The organism is Treponema ruminis (genome assembly GCF_014201975.1).
GTDB classification, from domain to species: domain Bacteria; phylum Spirochaetota; class Spirochaetia; order Treponematales; family Treponemataceae; genus Treponema_D; species Treponema_D ruminis.
Genome location: NZ_JACHFQ010000003.1, coordinates 388,301 through 408,323, shown reverse-complemented (window position 1 = coordinate 408,323; position 20,023 = coordinate 388,301). Strand labels below are relative to the sequence as shown.

At 45.3% G+C, this 20,023-nt stretch carries 16 protein-coding genes, 1 rRNA gene and 1 pseudogene; 14 read left to right on the top strand and 4 right to left on the bottom strand.

Annotated elements, in window-relative coordinates; translation table 11 throughout:
• Positions 1 to 91: ribosomal RNA gene (rrf, locus tag HNP76_RS06170) — 5S ribosomal RNA — on the top strand; the annotation flags it as partial.
• A 224-nt stretch (positions 92 to 315) separates the two neighbouring features.
• Here rrf and HNP76_RS06165 read toward each other — a convergent pair.
• The 4 genes from HNP76_RS06165 to HNP76_RS06150 all read right to left on the bottom strand — a co-directional run bounded on the left by HNP76_RS06165 (position 316) and on the right by HNP76_RS06150 (position 6,319).
• Positions 316 to 1,032, bottom strand: a complete 717-nt coding sequence (locus HNP76_RS06165; RefSeq protein WP_184658553.1) for an MgtC/SapB family protein — start codon at positions 1,030 to 1,032, stop codon at positions 316 to 318.
• Complete coding sequence (locus tag HNP76_RS06160; RefSeq protein WP_184658551.1) at positions 1,029 to 2,501, bottom strand: cation:proton antiporter; 1,473 nt, start codon at positions 2,499 to 2,501, stop codon at positions 1,029 to 1,031. The genes HNP76_RS06165 and HNP76_RS06160 overlap by 4 nt, the downstream gene beginning before the upstream one ends.
• A gap of 94 nt (positions 2,502 to 2,595) precedes the next feature.
• Positions 2,596 to 5,319, bottom strand: a complete 2,724-nt coding sequence (greA, locus tag HNP76_RS06155) for a transcription elongation factor GreA (protein ID WP_184658549.1) — start codon at positions 5,317 to 5,319, stop codon at positions 2,596 to 2,598.
• 61 nt (positions 5,320 to 5,380) lie between these two features.
• The gene (locus HNP76_RS06150) at positions 5,381 to 6,319 is read right to left on the bottom strand and encodes a tetratricopeptide repeat protein (RefSeq protein WP_246462606.1); all 939 of its coding nucleotides are present in this window, start codon (positions 6,317 to 6,319) and stop codon (positions 5,381 to 5,383) included.
• 205 nt (positions 6,320 to 6,524) lie between these two features.
• On the opposite strand from HNP76_RS06150, the gene rpe reads away from it, so the two are divergent.
• From rpe to HNP76_RS06080, 13 genes and pseudogenes are all read left to right on the top strand, one after another.
• Positions 6,525 to 7,157: a ribulose-phosphate 3-epimerase gene (gene rpe, locus HNP76_RS06145; RefSeq protein ID WP_184658547.1), complete on the top strand. Its 633-nt coding sequence runs from the start codon at positions 6,525 to 6,527 to the stop codon at positions 7,155 to 7,157.
• 1 nt (position 7,158) lies between these two features.
• A complete protein-coding gene (locus tag HNP76_RS06140; protein ID WP_184658545.1) occupies positions 7,159 to 8,235 on the top strand; it encodes a tetratricopeptide repeat protein in 1,077 nt (358 codons plus the stop codon).
• Entirely contained in the window at positions 8,232 to 9,377 is a 1,146-nt protein-coding gene (locus HNP76_RS06135) for a hypothetical protein (protein ID WP_184658543.1), read from the top strand. Before HNP76_RS06140 ends, HNP76_RS06135 begins: the two co-directional genes overlap by 4 nt.
• Before the next feature lie 4 nt (positions 9,378 to 9,381).
• Complete coding sequence (locus tag HNP76_RS06130) at positions 9,382 to 10,518, top strand: DUF8514 domain-containing protein (RefSeq protein WP_184658541.1); 1,137 nt, start codon at positions 9,382 to 9,384, stop codon at positions 10,516 to 10,518.
• Between the two features lie 147 nt (positions 10,519 to 10,665).
• Positions 10,666 to 11,877: a recombinase RecA gene (gene recA / locus HNP76_RS06125; protein WP_184658539.1), complete on the top strand. Its 1,212-nt coding sequence runs from the start codon at positions 10,666 to 10,668 to the stop codon at positions 11,875 to 11,877.
• Entirely contained in the window at positions 11,878 to 12,489 is a 612-nt protein-coding gene (gene folK / locus HNP76_RS06120) for a 2-amino-4-hydroxy-6-hydroxymethyldihydropteridine diphosphokinase (RefSeq protein WP_184658537.1), read from the top strand. It abuts the gene before it with no gap.
• Positions 12,434 to 13,243: a segregation and condensation protein A gene (locus HNP76_RS06115; protein ID WP_184658535.1), complete on the top strand. Its 810-nt coding sequence runs from the start codon at positions 12,434 to 12,436 to the stop codon at positions 13,241 to 13,243. Before folK ends, HNP76_RS06115 begins: the two co-directional genes overlap by 56 nt.
• Positions 13,244 to 13,296: 53 nt before the next feature.
• Positions 13,297 to 13,842 (top strand): SMC-Scp complex subunit ScpB, encoded by a 546-nt coding sequence (gene scpB, locus HNP76_RS06110; protein ID WP_184658533.1) that lies wholly within the window; start codon positions 13,297 to 13,299, stop codon positions 13,840 to 13,842.
• The gene (locus HNP76_RS06105) at positions 13,805 to 14,593 is read left to right on the top strand and encodes a pseudouridine synthase (protein WP_184658531.1); all 789 of its coding nucleotides are present in this window, start codon (positions 13,805 to 13,807) and stop codon (positions 14,591 to 14,593) included. Before scpB ends, HNP76_RS06105 begins: the two co-directional genes overlap by 38 nt.
• Before the next feature lie 18 nt (positions 14,594 to 14,611).
• Positions 14,612 to 16,967: pseudogene (gene rpsA, locus HNP76_RS06095) on the top strand (30S ribosomal protein S1).
• Between the two features lie 9 nt (positions 16,968 to 16,976).
• Positions 16,977 to 18,524, top strand: a complete 1,548-nt coding sequence (locus HNP76_RS06090; RefSeq protein WP_184658525.1) for a sigma-54-dependent Fis family transcriptional regulator — start codon at positions 16,977 to 16,979, stop codon at positions 18,522 to 18,524.
• A gap of 21 nt (positions 18,525 to 18,545) precedes the next feature.
• The gene (locus HNP76_RS06085; protein ID WP_184658523.1) at positions 18,546 to 19,223 is read left to right on the top strand and encodes a tetratricopeptide repeat protein; all 678 of its coding nucleotides are present in this window, start codon (positions 18,546 to 18,548) and stop codon (positions 19,221 to 19,223) included.
• Positions 19,224 to 19,239: 16 nt separating this feature from the next.
• Positions 19,240 to 20,016: a hypothetical protein gene (locus HNP76_RS06080; protein ID WP_184658521.1), complete on the top strand. Its 777-nt coding sequence runs from the start codon at positions 19,240 to 19,242 to the stop codon at positions 20,014 to 20,016.
• Positions 20,017 to 20,023: the final 7 nt, after the last annotated feature.

The following is a 20,023-nucleotide window of genomic DNA, read 5'->3' as shown; positions in this document are numbered from 1 at the left end:
TGGATATACCCGTTCCCGTTCCGAACACGGAAGTCAAGCACCCCTGCGCCGATGATACTCCGATACGGGGGAAAGTAGGGAGCCGCCGGCTTTTTCTTTTTAAACCGAATTCCGTCTCCGCTCTGGGGGCGGATTTTTTTTTGCCTGGTTACGGGAATCCTTTCCCTACGTCGTGAAGCGTCCGCGCCGGATTGGAGCCCCGCCGTAAGGCGTTCGAACGGGCACGACAAGGAGAGTGCCCGCGGAGCGTAGCGGAGGAATGGAGCGGTCAGCGGAAGGGCGCAAAGCCGGGATTGCAGGTGACTCGCGCATTATTTAGATTTCTTCGATGTGATAGATGTAGTCCAGAGTTGAGAGGGCTTCGATTATTTCTTTGTGGGTTTTGTATTTTTTTAATTCCTGGCTGCTGATTGAAATTGATATTGAGTAAACGCTGAGGCCGGAATTTGCGTATGCCGGGTTCATTTCAATTGCATCGATTGTGAGGCCGAGTTTTCGGATTGTGGAGACGAAATTTTGTAGATTGAGGCTGTTTTTTAGCTCAAGGTGAATCTCGAAATGATTTGAGCGGTTTTTCAGGTAGAACTCGAGGTAGGGCAGTTTTGAGAGGCATATGAGCAGTGTGACGAAGGTTATGGCTGTTATTGTGTAAATGCCGGCGCCGATTGCAAGTCCGAGTATGCAGCTGCACCAAAGGGAGACGGCTGTTGTAAGGCCCATGATTTGGTTTCGGGAGCTGAAAAAGAGGGTTCTTGTTGCGATTCTGGCGGCTGAAATTATTGCCAGTGCTGATAAAATGAAGAGTTTTCCGTCGAAAAGACTGTTGAGGTATATGTCTATCAGCATTACGACCGTTCCTGAAAGGGTTACTATGATGAAGGTGCGGAAACCTGCGGAGTGCCTTTTGCTTGAGCGTTCCCAGCCGATCAGGGCCGAAAGAAAGAAGGACAGGAGAATTCGAAAGACTGTGGAACTTGCCGTTAACTGTATTGACCAGCTTCCGAGAAAATTTGCTATCGGGTCAGTAATCATTTTTTACTCCTCTTCCTGACGGGTTCCCTCAGGTTTTTCTTTTGAATTTCGCTCCTAAAACCCGTATTGCTTTGTTCTGCCGCTTCGGTGAAGGCTTCTTCGTCTTCGTTTATGGTGTGGACAGGAAGTTCTGTCTGTATTTTTTGAATCCGGTCAATTAAAAGCTCCAGCTGGGTCTTTTCCTTGCCGTCCGGCGTCTGTTCGCTGACTTCGACCAGGTCTTCCAGTTTGTTTGAGTAAGATTTTGACAGGTAGAGGGAAACTTTTGCACATGCAGGGCCGATTAGCTCGTAGAGGACGCTTGAAGCCAGGATGATTGTTTCCAGGGCATTTCCGACTTCGCCTTTGAGGGTGCGGGCACCGAGGGCCGCGAGACCGATTGCAACTCCAGCCTGTGGAACCAGGGCTAGGCCCAGATAAGTGCGGGTTTCCCTATTTTTTTTTGTGAGGACTGAGCCCAAAAAAGCTCCGCCGTATTTTCCGAAAATTCGTGTTATAAAGTAGAGGATTCCGATTAGAAGAAGTGAATAATCACCGATTGAGGAATTTGTGTTTACAAGGGCCGGGAGATTGAAACTCATGCCGGAGCGGACAAAGAACATGAGCAGGAAAGGCGGTGAGAAATAATTGAGCTGCTTGAAGAGTTTTTCGTCACCGCTCATGTTAAGGTAAACTGTTCCCATGGACATGCAGCCTAAAAGGGGAGAAATTTCAAAAATCGTACAGATTCCGCAGAAGGCAAAAAGAAGTGCGATTGAAATTATGAGGCGGTTGTCGCTGCTGCGGGTTTTGGGCTGAATCATGAGCTTTAGGATTATGCCGAAAATTACTCCGAGAAAAAGGACTGCCAGATTTATTGCCACAGGCGTAAATATTTTGGCCATTGAAAAAGCCTGGCCGCTGAAGGAGTTTAATGCGATTGAAATTGCCACGCTGTAGGCCAGCAGGCTTAAAATGTTGTCGATGGCTATGACCTGAAGCAGGGTTTCGACAAAATCTCCCTTGGCGCCTGTCTGCCTGATTGTCATCATTATTGAAGCCGGTGCCGTTGCCGAAGCCAGGGCTGCAAGTACGATGGAAAAGGCTAGATTGAGCCTGAGGATGAAGAAGGTGAGGATAAATACAAGGACTGAGGCCAGCAGGGCTTCAAAAAGCGCTATGCAGATTACCTTTGCTCCGTTTTTTTTGAGGATGTCGAATTTGAAAAACTGGCCTGTGCTGAAGGCTATGAAGGCGAGGGCAATGTCGGAAAGAAAGCTTGTTCCGCTTATGATTGATTTGGGCACGATGTTGAGGCAGTAGGGGCCGATTAAAATTCCGGCGACGATATAAGCCGTGACGTTTGGAAGCCTGAGCTTTTTGGTTATCCTTGTCATGAGGAAACCTGACATGAGAATCACGGAAATTGATATTATGGCTACTGAGACTGATGAATCTGCCTGGCTGCCACCGTAAAGCCACTGAATCATACTTATATTTTACAATATAAAATCCAGATTTGCAAAAAAAAATAAGGCCGCAGATTTTTCATCCACGGCCTTAGCTTATCTTTGATGATAAAGATTAGAGTTTTGCGATTACAATCTTTTTAACTTCAAAGTTGTATTTGTGTTCGTTGATTGTAAATGAAAGCTCTTCACCGACTTTGTGGTCGAGAATTGCGTTTCCGAACGGTGACATGTAAGAGATTACGCCGTTCTCTGGATCTGATTCCCAAGGTCCGAGAATTGTGTACTCTTCGTCTTTGCCACTTGCCTTGTCAAGCAATGTAACTTTTGTACCGAATGAAACGATTGAAGATGTTGCTGTAGTTGGATCGAATACAACTGCACGGGCAAGTTCTTCCTGGAGACGTTTGAGGTCGTTTCCGAGCTTGTGCTGTGCTTCTTTTGCAGCGATGTACTCTGCGTTCTCCTTCAAGTCGCCCTTTTCCTTTGCTTCTGCAACTTCCTTGGCGATTGCAGGAATGTCCACGTTCTGCATCTTTTCGACGAGAGCGCGTTTTTCTTCGAGTTTCTTTGATGTAACGAGCATTCCCTTTGGAGCAGAAGATTTTTCTTCTGTTGCGTGGAATTTGTAGTCCGGGTATTTCTCGAGAATCTTGTTGCGGAGCTGAGTTTTGATTACGCCGTCAAGCTCGCGGATATCATCGACAAGTGTGTACATGTGTGACATCTGCTCCATGTCGCAAGAGAGCATGAATGCCGCATACTTGTTGTTGTCCTTGTCGAAGAGCATTTTGCATGCGTTGTTGATGATTTTTTTGTTCTCTGTTGACTCAACGTGGTTGTCGATTTCACGGTAGCACTGAGAGATGATGTTGACGATTGCAATAAGCTGCTTCTGGAGTGAAACATTTGCTGCCTTGAACCAGTCCTCGTCGCTGCATTCGTCGAAGAGGAAGAGGATTACGTCGCGGTATGTGCGGAAATCTTCGAAAGAGTCTGTGACAAGCTTCTGAACCTTATCAACCTGGTCTGCATGGATGATTGATTCAAGAACCTCTTTTTTGAGGATAGCCGGGAACATCTTGATGTATTCGTCTTCCCAGTTTGGAAGCATTTTGACAGATTCAAGGAATGAAGCGCGGAGATTGCCTTTCTTTGAGCCCTTGAGGATTGTGTACATCTCTTTTGGCTTATCAAGCTCTCCGTAGAGCTGTGCGAATGTGTATTTGCACTGGAAGGCGAGGCTTGGGATTTCCTGGCCGACTTCCTTTACTACGAGATAAGAAGCGATAACCTGCTCGTCAACCTCGTTGAATGACTTGAGGAATCCTGTGAAATAGCTGAACATATCTGCAAGAAGCTCGCTTTCTTTGTCTGTTGTCTCGTCCTCGACAAATTTGTAGAGAATGTCGATGCGGGCGAAGAATGCTTTCTGTGCCTTGAACTCGTTTGAGTATTTCTCTTCTGGAGTGATTGCACGCTCGCGGACTGTGTATTCGTTGATATTGTTTGGATTTACGCCGAATGTTGAGTCTTCTTCGAGAAGTTTTTTGGCACCGCTGTTCCAGCTTGTCCATTCGCTTGTTGTGAGGATTGAAGGAACGAGCTCGGCCTTGATTTTCTTGAAGTCACAGCTGTTGTTGTAGCTTGTGATGATTGTCTTGAGGGCCCAGGCTTTGTTTGTCTTGATTTCTTTTGCCAATTCTTCTTTTGTCTTGAATTTTGAAGATTTTGAGCCGACTGTAGCTTTGATGACCCAGATGTGGTCTTTTGAGAGCGGCTGAAGGGCATTTACTGCCATTTTGAGGGAAATGTCTTTTTTGCCGTTCTTACCGAAGTTGATTGTGAGAGTATCGTTTTCAACCTTAAGGATGACACCAACGCCCCATGTGCGGTGATAAACGAAGTTGCGTGCGTCGAAAGCGATGTGTTTTTCGAAGTCAGAAATTGCCTCGAATACGTTTCGGTAGCTCTGGTTAAGGTCTGAAGAGCGGATGTATTCCTCGACGTGGCTGTGTTTTTCGTATTTCTGTGCGTAGCAGTCTGAAATCTCACGGCGAGCCCAAGGATCTTTTGGATCGATTGTAAGGTTGAGCTTGAGGATGTCGATTGCTGTATCCCACTTTTTGTTGTCTTTGTACCAGTTGTAAAGCTCCTGCATCATGAGGGCTGATTTGTCTGCGCTTATTGATTTTGCGATCTTGCGCTGTACAAGGAGGAAGAAGTCGATTTCTTCAGGGATTGCTGCAACGAGTTTTGACCAGATTTCGTTTGCAGAGTTGATGTTCTTGTTGTTTACATAGCGGAGAAGGGCTTTCTTGTAGAATTCGTTTGCCTTTTCTGCGTCATTTTCTGCTGCATAGTGGTCAGCGAGTTTTTTTGCGATTTCTGCCTCTGTAAGGTCTACTTTTACGATTCTTTCGTAAATTGACCACAATTCGGCATTGCCTTCCTGCTCGTAGTTTGCTGCGAGTGTGCGGAGGGCGAATTTATTTGATTTGTCATCAGAGAGGATCGTCTCACACATGTAAACGACGATAGGCTCTTTGTGATTGTTCTGGAAAATGTCAACGAGAGCTTCGAGTGAAGAGTTATCGAGAGAACCCTGCTTGAGGCCGAGCATTCCTGAAATGTAAAGGGCAGTGATGCTGTCTTTTGTGTGAGAAAGCTGCTCGTCACAAATTCCTTTGATTTCGCCTGCGCAGTTTTCACTTCTTGCCTTCTCGACGATTGCTGTCAGCTCAATCAGGTTGTTTTTTGTGTAATTGCTGATTGTTGCACGGGTCCAGGTGTCCTCTTTGAGTTTGGCCTGTACCAAATCCACGAGCTCTTTTGACATAATATACTCCTAAAAATTAAAAAAAGTTCTCTTTTAGCGGGATATACAAAACGGAAGATAGTTATTTTGTATACATTCGATAGATGTTTTCATCATGAACGCGGATCTGAAGAAGACAATCGTTGATTTTCTCCTTGCCTTCATTTGAGCGCGCATAATGGTCGATCAGCCAGAAATACATGTTTATAAGCCGAGGAATGAGAATTCGGGAATCATTTGACGGATCCTTGATTTCGTTTTCTTTGGCGAATATTTCCTGCCTGAGCCTGCCTGGCTCTTGAGCACGAAGCTCTCTTTTTACATTGAAAACTCCGTAAAGAACACCGTAAACAGGAATCCACTCCTGAAGAACGGCACCGATATAACCCTTTTCCTTTACCTGACGAATCAGGCAGCATATTAACTCTGAATCGAGGAAATCAATTTCGATGCGCTGGGCATCGATGAAAAATGCCTCCCGAAACAGGACTTTTGCGTTTTTGTCTTCGCCGCATAATGCGAAACAGTCTGCCATCTCAGCCAGGATTGCAGCAGATTGCGGGGCGATACGATATGCTTCGGTAAGAAGATTTAAGGCCTGCTCGTATTTGCCGAGCTTTTTGCAGCACAAGCCTTTCTTGCGGAACAAATCTGCTTTCTGGCTGGCCGTGCCTTCTTCTTTTGCATGTTCGTATGCGTTGAGCGCGAGCGAAAAAATGCCGCGCTGAAGGGCGTAAATTGTCTTCTGCTGGAAATTTTCTTTTTGTTCGTAATCCTGCTTGAAGCTCTTCCAGCGGGTAATCAGCCCGTCCCCCTGCTCGTATGCCTCCAGACGAGGAAGCCCCTGGACGAAATCGACCCAGTATGAGCAGCACCAGTGGGCAAAGTTGATTTCTGAATTGTCAAAGTTGTATCCGATTGCCTGCTCCAGCACTTCACGCGCCTGAGCCAGCATTCCTTCTTCGAGGAATTTATACGCCTTTGTTAATTCTTCATCAGTTTTAATTCCCATAGTGTACATAATTATTATTATAAAAATGGAGATTTTAGTCAATAAAAAGTTAAAAAAATACAAAAAAGTGGGGTAAAGTTTATAAAGCCTTTTACGCATTATGTCAATAGTTATTTAAGAAAATTTTATAAAAAAATTCCCATTTCTGAATGATTTTCTTCCATTACTCTAATTTTGTTTACAATATCCGCTTCTTTTGATATTATTTAATAGTATGAAAAAGACTTTGTTGGCTCCGTCTTTGCTTTCGGCGGATTTTTCGGATTTGTCTGGCGCAATCAAAAAGATTGAAAATGACGGCGGAAGCATCGTTCATATTGATGTTATGGACGGGGCTTTTGTTCCTCAGATTACTTATGGCCAGCCTGTAATAAAATCTATCCGTAAACTTACGGATTTGCCTTTTGATGTTCACCTTATGGTCGAAAAGCCTGAGCTCATGGTCGATTCTTTTGCCGAGGCCGGGGCTGACTGGATTACATTCCATTATGAGTCAACCGTTCACCTTGACCGTCTTATCCATCACATTCACGATCTTGGTAAAAAATGCGGTATTTCAATCGTTCCGTCCACACCGGTCTCTTTCCTTTCCCAGATTCTTCATCTTGTAGATCTGGTTCTCGTTATGAGCGTTAACCCGGGTTTTGGCGGCCAGTCTTTCATTCCTTATACGCTTGATAAAATCTCTGAACTCAAAAAAATCCGCGAAGAGCAGGGGCTTGATTTTAAGATCTCTGTTGACGGCGGAGTAAACGAAAAAAATTTCGCAGAAATTGCAGATGCGGGAGCAGACATCCTTGTTTCCGGTTCTTCATTTTTCAGCGGAAAGTTAAAATGGGAGAAGTAGCTTGCTGAAAAAGGTCCTTCTTCTTGCTTTTTTGTCGGTTTTCTCTCTCTTTGGCGCTTTTTCCCAGACTTCAGCAAAAGCCAAGTTGAATTCGTCTGACAGCGCAAATTTAAAGCAGGGGGCCGAAGCATACAAAAAAGAAGACTGGACCAGCGCGATTTTCTTTTTGCGCAAGGTAGTTGCCGTTCCAGGTTTTGCCAGCGACGAAAATCTCTTCATGCTCATAAAAAGTGAGATTTATGCAGGAGAATACCGTCAGGCTCAGAATGATTGCGAGAAATTCCTGGAGCAGTTCGCCTTTTCTCCCTATGCGGAATATGTTAAATATCAGAACGGACGGCTTCTTCATCTCCTTGCCCGGAACGAGGATGCGGTCCTTTCACTGAGCGATTTCTGTCATCAGCATTCAGAAAGCGAGCTTTATCCCCTTGCCATCTTCTGGATTGCCGAGAGCTTTTATGACGAATACAATTTTGAAAGCGCCCGCGGACTTTACGAGAGGGTTGTAAATGATTATCCTGCCTGTGAAAAGGCTCCCCAGGCCCAGTACAAGCTTGATTTGATTGAAAGACGGGCCCGCGAGGAAAAACTCCTTTACCTGCTCAAGGTAATCGGTGAGGAAAATCTTTCTACCCGTGAGGAATACGAGAGGCAGCTTCGGGTCTACGCCCTTGAGGATGAAAACGGCGTAAGGCGCTCACTTCTTGACGCTCAGGCCCGCATTGCAGAACTTGAGGCCCTGCTCGGTGACGGTCTTCCTGCTTATGAAGAGGGAATTACTGCTGCCACCGAAGAAAAGAGCCAGCCTGCCGAGCCCGAAAAATGCGAATACTCAAAAAATGATGAGTCATCATCCGGAGTTTCAAAGCCCAAAAATCCTACGGTTCATGTGATTCAGAACGTCAACGAGCCATCCTTCCGGGTCAAGCAGACAAAGACAGGTCAGGGAACTACGGCTTTAAAGAAAGCCGAGGATGCAGAAAAAAATGCTGATGTTCAGGCGTTAAAGCGTAAGGCAAAGCAACTTCAATATTTGCTGGAAGAGCAGTCGGATAAGTCGGAGGAAGCCGAAAAATGAAAAAATACTTTGCCCTTGTCCTTGTGGTTTCGCTTTTGCTTCCTGCTTTTGCAAAAAATTCCAAGAAATTTGATTTGCACGACGGATTTTTTGATGCGGATTATTGTCTTGAGACATATTACGTTCTTTCCGACAGCCTTATTCGCGTCGAGCTTTTTGGAAAATCCGGCACCTTTAATATTTACTGTCTCTCAACCGAAGAAAAGGAAAAGCCTCTGCTTTCTTCCTCAGATTTGAGCGACACCACAGGCTTCCTTCTCAAAGTCGACGAAACCCTTTACCGCCTCAATAAGGACAAGAGAGTTCATCGTGAGCTCAGGCATTTTGAGAACGGTGCCCAGCTGGTTTACACGACAGACGTCAACGTCCGCTTCATCATTGACTTTTCTTTCGAGGCTAGCCTTGAAGACCGGGCCGCTGACATCATAAAAGTCAGCACTTACGTCATAAATCTTTCAAATACACCCCATTATATCGGGCTTAAGGGAATTTTCGACACATCCTGCGGTGAAGTGTCCGCCGTTCATTTTACGACCGACGCCGGCTCAAGAATCCGCAACGAATGTGCCTTTACAAATAAAAACCTCGTAAAGGAGCGGGCTGTTCTTTCTTCTGACGGCATCGTTTCCTTTCAGTTTGTCCTCGACGGACGCATTGTTTCTCCTGTCGACTCGGTAATTTTTGCCAATATCGATGAATTGTACCGCATGAGCTGGGATCCCCTGATCAGAAAGGGGCGGGGCTTCACGAACAGCCGTTCTTACGATAACTCTGCCATTATGATAAAGTGGCCGGGCTTTACTTGTGCGGCTGATACAAAAACAGAAAATACCTTCTATATTGCGGTCGCTGACAAGGGCGAGTCTCCTCGAGGCCTCTTCCATGTTGACAAGCTGCCAAAAACAGACGGAGCAGAAGAGCAAAAAGAAGAGCCTGAGCCAAAAGCACCGAAATTTGACAAACGAAGCGGAGTAGATTTTATAATTCCGCCAATCAGGGACTATCAGCTCGATCCTGCCTATATTCAGGACTTAATCGACCGGATTGACGCCCTGCAGTCTTCTGACAATGTTGACCAAAAAACGGTTTCACGGCTTAATGCGGAACTTGATGCAATCCTTGAAAAGTTGAGGCGGCAGTAAAGAAATGAGTCATTCACCTCTTGAAAAAGCACATTCTCTGCTGCAGCGAAGAAAGTTTTCACATGCAATTTCTCTCCTTGAGTCAGGCAATAATCCTGAGTTCTACCGCGAAAGTTTTGATTATTTCCTTACGGCTGGAATCGCCTGCCTTTACCTTGGCGACACCGGCACTGCAAGCGCATATTTTCAGCGGGCCCGTCATATCCGCATGACCGACCCCACTTTGCTTTGTGCACAGGCCGTGATTTTTTTAATGCGTGGGTATACTGACAAGGCAATCAATTATTATGTCGATGTGCTTGATTATGACCCAAACAACAAAGTTGCTCTTGCCGCCATGGAATTTATCCGCACTCACGGAACTTACGAGGAAGTGATCAAGGCTGTTGATGCTGGTGAAATCAAGAGATTCTATCCTCCGCTTGGCATAAATCCAGACCTTATCAAAAGAATCGCACTCTCAGCACTTGCGGGTCTTGTCCTTGCCTTTCTGATTCTCAATTTCGGCAATTTTTCCCGGACTGCGCGTGGAATCCGCCTGCCTTCTTCCAGCGGAAGGGCTGATTTAAGTTCTCTCTTCCTTTCGGTTGATGAAATGGGTAATGCCCATAAGCAGGATTTGTCCGGAGGTGTCTGCAAGTATATCCTCACCGATTCCCAGATAAAAAAATCCTACGACCTGGCCATGTCAAATTTCCAGAATTACCGGGAAAATGCTTCTCAGGTCGAGATTAACCGGCTTTTAAATTCCAATGCCAGCGATTCAATCAAGGCAAAGGCCAACATGATTTCTACATATTTCAAGGAGCCAACTTTTGACTCTCTTTCTGATTATAACGATAATGTTGAGTACCTTGATGTCGCCAAGGAGCCGGAACTGTATCTGGGCTGCACGGTCGCCTGGTCTGGCCGCGTTTCAAATGCCGTCACCGAAAACGGCTCCTACCGCTGTGATCTGCTTGTCGGCTACGAAAACATGGAAAGGGTCGAGGGCTTTGTTCCCCTTTTCTTTGAGACGGCCCCTTATCCTGCGATTGACGGTGAGAGGCCTGTAAAGGTTCTGGCAAAAATTGAAGTTGAAAATGGCAAGATTTTGCTGAGGGGCAGGGCGGTTTATCAGCCTGTAAAGCGACCTAGTTAAAAAAAATGGAGATATTGGAGATTTTAACCTCCTTTTCTTCAATAAAATTTGTAAAATAATTGAGAATTTTCGGTCTGCATTGCCGAAAATCGAAAAATTCCGCCTATATAAAGGTGGGTGGGGAAAGAAAACATATAAGGTGGATTTATGGCAGAAAAGACACAGAATCAGCCGCCAGCAGACATGGCGGAAAAACTGAAGGCCCTGGAGGCTGCCCGATTGCAGATTGAAAAGCAGTTCGGTGCAGGTTCTTTGATTAAGCTCGGCGCGCAGACTGATTTGACGGGAGTTGACGTAATTCCTTCAGGCTCAATCCTGCTCGACGAGGCTTTGGGTGTCGGCGGATATCCCCGCGGACGAATCATCGAAATGTACGGTCCTGAAAGTTCAGGTAAGACGACCCTGGCTTTGCACGCAGTCGCTGAGGCTCAGAAAATGGGCGGAATCGCGGCTTTCATCGATGCAGAGCACGCTCTTGACCCTGTTTATGCAAAAAATCTCGGCGTTGACATCGACAACCTCTGGGTTTCCCAGCCGGACAACGGTGAACAGGCTCTTGAAATCACTGAAAACCTGGTCCGTTCCGGGGCAGTTGACATCATCGTAGTTGACTCAGTAGCAGCCCTTACTCCTCAAAAAGAAATCGAGGGTGACATGGGTGACAGCATGATGGGCTTACAGGCCCGCCTCATGAGCCAGGCTCTCCGAAAGCTCACCGCAATCGTCGGCAAGTCAAAGTGTATGATTATCTTCATCAACCAGATCCGAATGAAAATCGGAATCATGTTCGGTAATCCTGAGACTACAACCGGCGGTAACGCCCTCAAATTCTATTCGTCAGTCCGACTTGAAATCCGCCGTATCGAGTCAATCGAGGGCAAGGGTGAAGAGGACGCAATCGGAAACCGTGTCCGCGTAAAGGTCGTAAAGAACAAGGTTGCGCCACCATTCCGCAAGGTCGAGCTGGACATCTACTTCGGAAAAGGTATTTCTGCAACTGCTTCGCTTTTGGATTCAGCCGTCAAGCACGGAATCATCGACAAGCGCGGTGCATGGTATACCAGAGGTGATGAAAAGGTCGGTCAGGGTAAGGAAAACGCAATCAACTTCCTCAAGGAAAATCCTGATTACGCAAAACAGATTGAGGCTCAGATCCGCAACGAAGTTTTCCCAGGTCAGATTCTCCGCACCCGTGAGGGAACGGCAGTCTATCCTGAGCAGGAAAAAGCCGTAAACGATGCAAAAAAAGCCGCTGAAAAGGCTGCCAAGGATGCAGAAAAGGCCGCAAAAGCCGCAGCTAAGGCAGATGCTCCAGTTCCGGAGCCGGTTGTTCCTTCTGCAAGCGACGCCCTCTTTTAAATGATTACAGTTTTAGGTCTTGGTTCCAATAAGTCATTTGCTTCTCTTGATTCGCTTCACCTGCTTGCAAGAGCCTCTGCCTTATTGGAGCCGCTTTTTTCAGATTTCAGATTCTCTTCGGTCTACCGCACCAAGCCCATGTATGTCACCGATCAGTCGGATTTTTATAACATGGCTGTTTCGGGGCGCACTGAGCTTTCTCCTCATGAACTTCTTGCAAGGATTCATGAAATTGAGGAGCTTCTTGGCCGTGACCGTAAATCTGAAATCAGGAACGGCCCCCGCTCGGTCGACATTGACATTGAGCTTTACGGGAACGAAGAAATCAATTATTCCGATCCTTCTGATCCCATGAAAAATCTTGAAGTCCCGCATCCCAGACTTTGTGAAAGGGCGTTTGTTTTGATTCCACTTCTTGAAGTTTTGCCGCCAGATGCCGATATAGAAAAGAGAGATTTTTTGGAAAAGTCTCTGGCAAAAACCGGCAGTCAGGGAGCAGAAAAACTTCTTGATTCAGGAGAATTTGCCGGACTTATCGCGGAAACAGGGGCTCAATATGGAAGAAAAGACACTTGCACAGTCGCAGACGACAGAAAATCAGGCAGTAACTGAAGATGACGAGGAGCACAGCGGAAGGGAAAAACGCCGCTACAAGGTCGGAGAATTTGACGGTCCTCTTGATTTGCTCTGGGCTTTAATCCGTGACAACAAATTCAATATTTATGACATTCCTATCGCCGAAATCACCGAGCAGTTCCTTGAATATCTGGATTACGCTGCGGCTGTTGATTTGGGCGACCTCTCTGATTTCTACAAGTGGGCTGCCCGCCTCATTTACATCAAGTCCCGCATGATGCTTCCTGTTGAAGTTAAAATTGAGGATGACCTTGACTTTGACGATCCGCGCGAGGAACTTGTCGAGCACCTTATCGAATATCAGAAATTCAAAAAACTCTCAGACCTTATCGAAGCCAAGCAGGACGAAAATGACTGGAATTTTGAGCGCAATAAGGTTCAGAGACCCCTTCCTTTTGATGACGAAAATCTCTGGGAAAAAATCGACACATGGGACTTGCTTGAGCAGATGCAGAAAATCTTCAAGACCCTGATGAGCCAGTACACTGACCAGAAAATCCTCGATGTTTACGAAGAAATCTCGGTTAACGAAAAAATTACCCTGATGCGTGAGCTTCTTGAGAAAAAAAATGAGTGCATGTTTACGGATTTGCTTGTAAGAAAAGGAAATATCCTCGACGTAATCTGCGCTTTCATGGCGATTCTGGAGGCCGTAAAATTCAAAATGGCCGCAATCTACCAGAACCGCATGTTCGGCGACATCAAGATCTGCCGTTTTGATGCAGCCTAAACTTTTAGTGACATTGAAGAAAGTGCTCTGATTTATTATAATATTCTTTACTTATGGATATAAATCTTGAAAAAGAAGCTGGGCTTGTTGAGGCGGTTTTATTTTTGGAAAGCGAACCGCTCACTGTTGATGCTATTTCTGCCAGCACTCAGCTTTCTGTCGATGTCGTTAACGAATGTATTGAAATCTTAAAAGAAAAATACTCCGCTCCAAATTCAGGCGTGGAGCTTTCTGTGATTACTGGCGGATTTGCACTCACTCCCAAAAAAGAATACTGGGAAACCCTCAAGGAAAAATACGGAAACAAAAACGAGGGTAAGCTTTCCCGCTCTGCCCTGGAAGTCCTTTCGATTATTGCCTACAAGCAGCCTATAACCCGTGCTGAAATTGAGGCTTTGCGAGGCGTTTCTCCGGACAACATGATCCGTCTTTTGATTGAGCGCCAGCTTGTTAAGGAAGTAGGCCGCCGGGACACACCAGGCCGCCCTGTTGAATTCGGTACCACTAAAGAATTCCTGAAGTTCTTCCGCCTTAACTCAATTGCGGAGCTGCCTCAGCTTGATGAAACTGAAAATGAGAGGTTCGTACTTGCCCGATAATTCAAATTCAGCTGCAAATGAAGAAGTCCGATTGCAGGTTTTTCTCGCTCATTCCGGAGTTGCCAGCCGCCGTGCCTCAGAAAAAATCATTCTGGACGGTCGTGTTGCCGTAAACGGTGTCATTGTTACTGAACTTGGCACAAAGGTTAGCGGAAAGGACAAAATCACTGTCGATGGAAAGCCTGTGTTTCTTGAAGAACAGAAGCGTTACGTTCTTTTGAATAAGCCCCTTGGCTATGTCTGCACCCAGTCCGACGAAAAGGGCCGGCCCTGTGCGGTTGACTTGCTCCGTGAAAAATACAGCGAGCGCCTTTACAATGTGGGCCGACTGGATATGTTCAGTCACGGTGCCCTTATCTTTACGAATGACGGTGATTTCGCCGCAAAACTGAGCCATCCGAGCGCAGAAATCGAAAAGGAATACATCGTAGAAAGTTCTCTTCCCTTGCCCCGCTATCTTGCAGAAGATTTCAGGCGGGGAGTCCGTGTGGAAGGTGTCTTTTACAAGGCAAAGGATGTCCAGGAAGTCAATTCCCACAAAATGAGGGTCGTTCTCGTAGAAGGCAAAAACCGTGAAATCCGCCGGGTCTTTGAAAATGCCGGAGTAGCAATCCGAAACCTCTGTCGTGTCCGAATCGGAAGCGTAGAGCTTGCCGACCTTGGTCCAGGCGAATTCCGTGACTTAACGCCGGAAGAAGTATCAAATTTACTGAAATTATGTCGGAGTAAGATAAATTCAGACATTACATAAATTAAAGGAAGGTATTTTATGATAATCGCAATGGACGGACCTGCGGGAACCGGAAAATCTACAATCGCATCTTTGATTGCGAAAAAACTTGGAATCACTTACTTGAACAGCGGAAGTTTTTACCGCGCCCTTACAATGGCCCTCAATGACACTGATATTGAGCTGTCGGACGAAAAGGCCGTGCTTGATTTCTGCAAAAAGCAGAGCCTTGATTATGAGAATTCCCACCTCATTTTGAACGGTAAGGATGTTGAGTCCCACCTTCACGATGACGCGGTTTCTGCAAGGGTTGCCCAGGTTTCATCAATCGTTGAAATCCGCCACCTCGTAAACGAAAGAATGCGTGAGATTACAAACCACCTCGACATCATCTGCGAGGGACGTGACATGACTACGGTTGTATTCCCTAACGCTGACTATAAATTCTATCTCGACGCCTCGATTGACGTTCAGGCCCAGAGACGCTTTGATCAGGGCGTTTCAAACATGACTCTCGAAGAGGTTAAGGCCGCCATCATCAAGCGTGACGAGATTGACCGCAACAAAAAGGAAGGAGCCTTAAAGAGGGCTGAAGATGCCTTCTATATCGATACTTCCGCCTTGACTATTGACAAGGTTTGTGAGATAATATTAAGCAAAATTCAGAAATAAAGGTACAAGTATGGAACAGATGGAAGTGGAAAAGGATGAATCTCAGGAACAGGGTGCAATCCAGACACAATTAGAAGAGTCTCTCAAGGGCCTCAACATTGAAGATGGTCAGATTGTAGATGGAACTGTAATTCAGGTAGCTGATGGTTATGTGTTCATCGACATTGGATACAGAACCGAGGGTCGAATCCCTGTACAGGAATTCGGCAGCAAATTGCCAAATGACGGCGATAAAGTTACTGTAGTTGTTCTCCGCAAAGACGGCCGCAACGGTCCGGAGATTTCTTACACAAAAGCTCAGGCAAAGCAGCTTTGGAAAGATTTCCGCAAATATTTCGATGAAAAACTGCCAATCGAAGGTACAATCGAAAAAGAAGTTAAAGGCGGATTTGATGTAAATCTCGGTGGTGAAATCCACGCTTTCCTGCCAATCAGTCAGTCTGACAGCCAAAAGGTTGAGAATCCTTCTAAACTCATCGGAACTGTTTCTAAGTTCTACATTGAGCGCTTGTATTCAGATAACAAACAGAATGTTGTCGTCAACCGCCGCAAATATCTCGAAGAGCAGATCAACACAGAACGTGACAAGTTCTTCGCAGAAAAGCAGATTGGTGACACCGTAAAAGGTACTGTAAAATCATTCACAAGCTTCGGTGCATTCATCGACTTGGGTGGTTTCGACGGTCTTCTCCACATCAACGATATGTCTTGGGGACACGTTACACGTCCAAAAGACTTCGTAAAGAAAGGCCAGGAAGTTGAGCTTAAGGTTATCCGCCTCGAGCCAAATGAAAAACGAATCAACCTCTCCCTCAAGCATTTCTCAGAAGATCCTTGGGTACACTTCGAGGATAAATATCATGTTGATGACATCGTTGAGGGCACTGTTACAAAACTTACTGACTTCGGCGCATTTATCGAGCTTGAAGAGGGAATCGAGGGCTTGGCTCACATTTCTGAATTCAGCTGGACAAAGAAAGTCAACAAAGCTTCTGACATGGTAAAAATCGGCGACAAAATCAAATGTATGATTTTGGGCTACGATATTCCTGCTGGCCGCGTTTCACTCGGTCTCAAACAGGTTACAGCAAATCCTTGGGACACAATTTCTGACAAATATCCAGAAGGAACAAAAATCACTGGTAAAGTTGTAAAACTTACAAATGCTGGTGCTTTCATTCAGCTTGAGGACGGAATCGACGGCTTCCTCCACGCAGAAGACATTTCTTGGACAAAGAAAGTTAAACATGCTGGCAGCGAGCTCAAAGTTGATCAGGAAGTTGAGGTTGTTGTTCTTGAGGCAGATTCAGAGAATCACAGAATCCGCGTTGGAATCAAACAACTCACAGACAATCCTTGGAAAAAGTTCGCTGAGGAATACAAGGCTGGTTCTACACTCGAGGGCGAAATCACATCAATCACTGATTTTGGTGTATTCGTAAAAGCTCCTGATGGAATCGAAGGTCTTGTTAACAAGGCAAACTTGAGCGATGATCGTGACGTTCCTTATGAAGAGGCTGTCAAAAAATACAATGTCGGCGACAAAATCAATGTCTTCGTTGTTGATGTCAGCGTAGAAAAGGAAAAAGTTGCTTTCTCTGTTAAAGAGTACAAAAAAGCACAGGCTCGCAAAGAGATTTCACAGTACATGTCATCTGCAGAAAACGACGATGACGGTGCTTACACTCTCGGCGACATGATTAAATCTCAGAAAAACAACTAGTTTACTTCGATGAGTGACCTTAATTCGCTTTCGCTTGAACAGTTAAAAACACTCATCGAAATAAATGGTCGAATAAATTCAAATTATTCTGACATAAACGCATTGCTGGTTTATATCCTTGAATCGGCAATGCGTCTTGTTCATTGTGAATCATCTTCACTTCTTCTAAACAAGGAGAACGGTTCGCTCCGTTTCGTAGTTGCCCTTGGTCCAAAAGGTGCCGAGGCAAAAAACATTCCTGTCGCAAAGAATTCCATCGCCGGCTGGGTAGTCGAGAATAACAAATCCCTTATCTTGAATAATGTTGCTTCTGATCCTCGTTTTTCTACTACAGTTCAAGAGAAAACTGGCTATGTAAGCCGAAACATGCTTGCGATTCCAATGCGCGTAAAAGGAAAGTGTATCGGAGTTATCGAGCTTTTGAACAAGGCTGAGCAGCTCGCCTTTAACGACGATGATCTGGCTGTTCTTGAAAGTCTGGCTGATCAGGCTGCAATTGCTTACATCAACGCTGATTCATACCGTTCTGCAAAAGATAAAATTTCCGTCCTCAGTTCAAAAATTGAGAACGGTTCGGATTATCATCCCTTTGTTGCACGAAGTGCGGCAGTTCTTGATTTAATCCGTGTGATTGATGAAGTTGCAAAGACAAACACTACAATCCTTATTACAGGCGAGAGTGGTGTAGGCAAAGAGCTTTTTGCTGAGCAGCTTCATATCAAAGGTTCCCGCCGTGAAAAGCCTTTTGTCCGCGTAAACTGTGCGGCTCTTTCACCGGCCTTGCTTGAAAGCGAGCTTTTTGGTCATGTAAAGGGTGCTTTTACTGATGCCGTTACTGACAGAATCGGTCGTTTTGAGGCGAGTGACGGGGGCACAATCTTCCTTGATGAGATTGGTGAGCTTTCCCTTGACTTGCAGGCAAAACTCCTCCGGGTCTTGCAGGAACATAAATTTGAAAAAGTTGGATCTAACGAAACGATATCCGTTGATGTCCGCGTAGTTGCTGCAACAAACCGTAATCTTGAGCAGATGGTTCAGGACGGTAATTTCCGAAGTGATTTGTATTACCGCCTTAACGTCGTGCCGCTCAATATTCCGCCCTTGCGGGAGCGAAAGGATGACATCGAGCCACTGGCTTCCTTCTTCCTTGACAGGTTCAGCCGCGAAACCAAAAAGAATTTCACAGGTTTTTCTCAGGCTGCCCTGCGTACCTTGTATGACTATTACTGGCCTGGAAACGTCCGTGAGCTTGAAAACTCAATCGAACGGGCCTGCGTTCTTGGAAAACCGCCTATGGTTCAGGCCGAGGACTTACGGATTAATGCCCTGCCTTCTGCAGACTCAGCTTCTTCCGCCAGCAAGGAAATCTCTGATTTTGCCTCGGAAGTTTATGATGAAGATGATAAAACACTAAAAACAGCGATAAACAGATTTAAAGCTGCTTATATAACGAAGATTCTGAATGAAACGTCATGGAATCAGACTGAAGCTGGTAAAATACTCGGCATTCAAAGAACTTACGTTTCGCGATTGCTTAATGAGTTGAATATACGCTAAAATATAGCTAGGAGTAAAAAAATGATTGAAAAAACAGAAAAACAAACTATTGAAACTTCTTTGAACTCTGTTCTGGAAAAATCAAAAGGAATTGTTTTTGCGGTTGCCGCTGTTGTTGTTGTCGTAATTGTAGCAGTTGCAGTATTTGCTACTGTTCGTTCAAAGTCAATTGAGAAGGGGATTTCTCAGGTTGATTCTATCGCTTACAATCTCACAAATGAATCAAAAGATCTTTCTGAGACTGATATTGCTGCACGTCAGGACAAGGCCCTCGAGGAACTTGCAAAACTTTCTGACAAAAGCGGTGTTGTAGGTCTTCGTGCCAACATGCTCGCTGCTGAAATCAATTTCGCAAAAAAGAATTACGATCAGGCTCGCTCTGCATGGCTCAAGGCTATCCAGGCAAAGGGCAAGAACTACACAACTTCACTCTGCTACTACAATGCAGCAGTTTGCAGCGAAAACCTCAACGATTCAGAAAACGCAATCGCTTATTACAAGTCTGCTTCTGAGGACGAGGATTTCCTTCTTGTTGACCATGCTCTTTTCTCTCTCGCTCGTGTAAACGAAGATGCAAAAAAATATGATGATGCAAAAGCAGCTTATGAAAAGCTCAACGAATTGCATTCTTCATCAAGCTGGGCTCAGCTCGCAAAAACACGTCTCATTGCTTTGAAAAACGCAGGAAACATTCAGTAATAAAAGGTGCCGGCAGATGCAGAAGAATTTTCTTTTTCCGATTTTATGCATGATTGCCGGCATTTTTTTGTCCTCATGCGGTCTGGAAACTGTTTTAACTGTAAAGGAACCGACCGTTACCCGTAACGCGCCCCTCTACAGTACGGACGAATATACGAAATGGTATTTCAGTTTTATAACATCTGATGATGACGGGACAAATTTTCTCGGCACGGATGTTTATTACAAGATTTATAACAGCTCGTCAACTTTGAGCAGTGAGCGTTCTTCAATTCTTTCCGTAAATACAAGCACAAACTCTTCTGCCGCACCCACCCGAATGATAGAAACTTATTCCTATCAGCCTTTGGGAACGAGCAAGTCAATTGATTCTTCTGTCTTCTTTCCCCAGGTCAACCGTTCTGTCGTCTTCCGCCTTTTGACTTATGCAAATGCCGATGATTCTTCTGCTGATACGGATGAAAGATACATCGACCATGCCTGTGTCGGAATAAAAAACGAAGGCGACACTGTCTATAGCTATACAGATTATATTCCATTCAGAAACGGCAACCGTAAGTCTTTTGATTTTTTTGACAATAATGAAGATGATAAGGAAAAAAAGACCAGGGACGTTCTGCCTGAATATGGCGATGCGGACTATAAGTGTGCCGAAGCCGACAAGGATAAAACTTTTGATGAATATTACGTACAGATGTTCGCGGTTGGTGTTGCTTTAAATGACGAAACAGTTACTTCAAGCTACAGCCTTGTCCTCGATCTGGGCTCAGTTCCAATTAAGAAGGGCGAATAATTTAATC

What these genes read in the sequence shown, in the direction of transcription:
- HNP76_RS06165 (WP_184658553.1), bottom strand. Translation starts at nt 1,032, where the DNA reads ATGATTACTGACCCGATAGCAAATTTTCTCGGAAGCTGGTCAATACAG.
- HNP76_RS06160 (WP_184658551.1), bottom strand. Translation starts at nt 2,501, where the DNA reads ATGATTCAGTGGCTTTACGGTGGCAGCCAGGCAGATTCATCAGTCTCA.
- greA (WP_184658549.1), bottom strand. Translation starts at nt 5,319, where the DNA reads ATGTCAAAAGAGCTCGTGGATTTGGTACAGGCCAAACTCAAAGAGGAC.
- HNP76_RS06150 (WP_246462606.1), bottom strand. Translation starts at nt 6,319, where the DNA reads ATGTACACTATGGGAATTAAAACTGATGAAGAATTAACAAAGGCGTAT.
- rpe (WP_184658547.1), top strand. Translation starts at nt 6,525, where the DNA reads ATGAAAAAGACTTTGTTGGCTCCGTCTTTGCTTTCGGCGGATTTTTCG.
- HNP76_RS06135 (WP_184658543.1), top strand. Translation starts at nt 8,232, where the DNA reads ATGAAAAAATACTTTGCCCTTGTCCTTGTGGTTTCGCTTTTGCTTCCT.
- HNP76_RS06130 (WP_184658541.1), top strand. Translation starts at nt 9,382, where the DNA reads ATGAGTCATTCACCTCTTGAAAAAGCACATTCTCTGCTGCAGCGAAGA.
- recA (WP_184658539.1), top strand. Translation starts at nt 10,666, where the DNA reads ATGGCAGAAAAGACACAGAATCAGCCGCCAGCAGACATGGCGGAAAAA.
- folK (WP_184658537.1), top strand. Translation starts at nt 11,878, where the DNA reads ATGATTACAGTTTTAGGTCTTGGTTCCAATAAGTCATTTGCTTCTCTT.
- HNP76_RS06115 (WP_184658535.1), top strand. Translation starts at nt 12,434, where the DNA reads ATGGAAGAAAAGACACTTGCACAGTCGCAGACGACAGAAAATCAGGCA.
- scpB (WP_184658533.1), top strand. Translation starts at nt 13,297, where the DNA reads ATGGATATAAATCTTGAAAAAGAAGCTGGGCTTGTTGAGGCGGTTTTA.
- HNP76_RS06105 (WP_184658531.1), top strand. Translation starts at nt 13,805, where the DNA reads ATGAAACTGAAAATGAGAGGTTCGTACTTGCCCGATAATTCAAATTCA.
- HNP76_RS06090 (WP_184658525.1), top strand. Translation starts at nt 16,977, where the DNA reads ATGAGTGACCTTAATTCGCTTTCGCTTGAACAGTTAAAAACACTCATC.
- HNP76_RS06085 (WP_184658523.1), top strand. Translation starts at nt 18,546, where the DNA reads ATGATTGAAAAAACAGAAAAACAAACTATTGAAACTTCTTTGAACTCT.
- HNP76_RS06080 (WP_184658521.1), top strand. Translation starts at nt 19,240, where the DNA reads ATGCAGAAGAATTTTCTTTTTCCGATTTTATGCATGATTGCCGGCATT.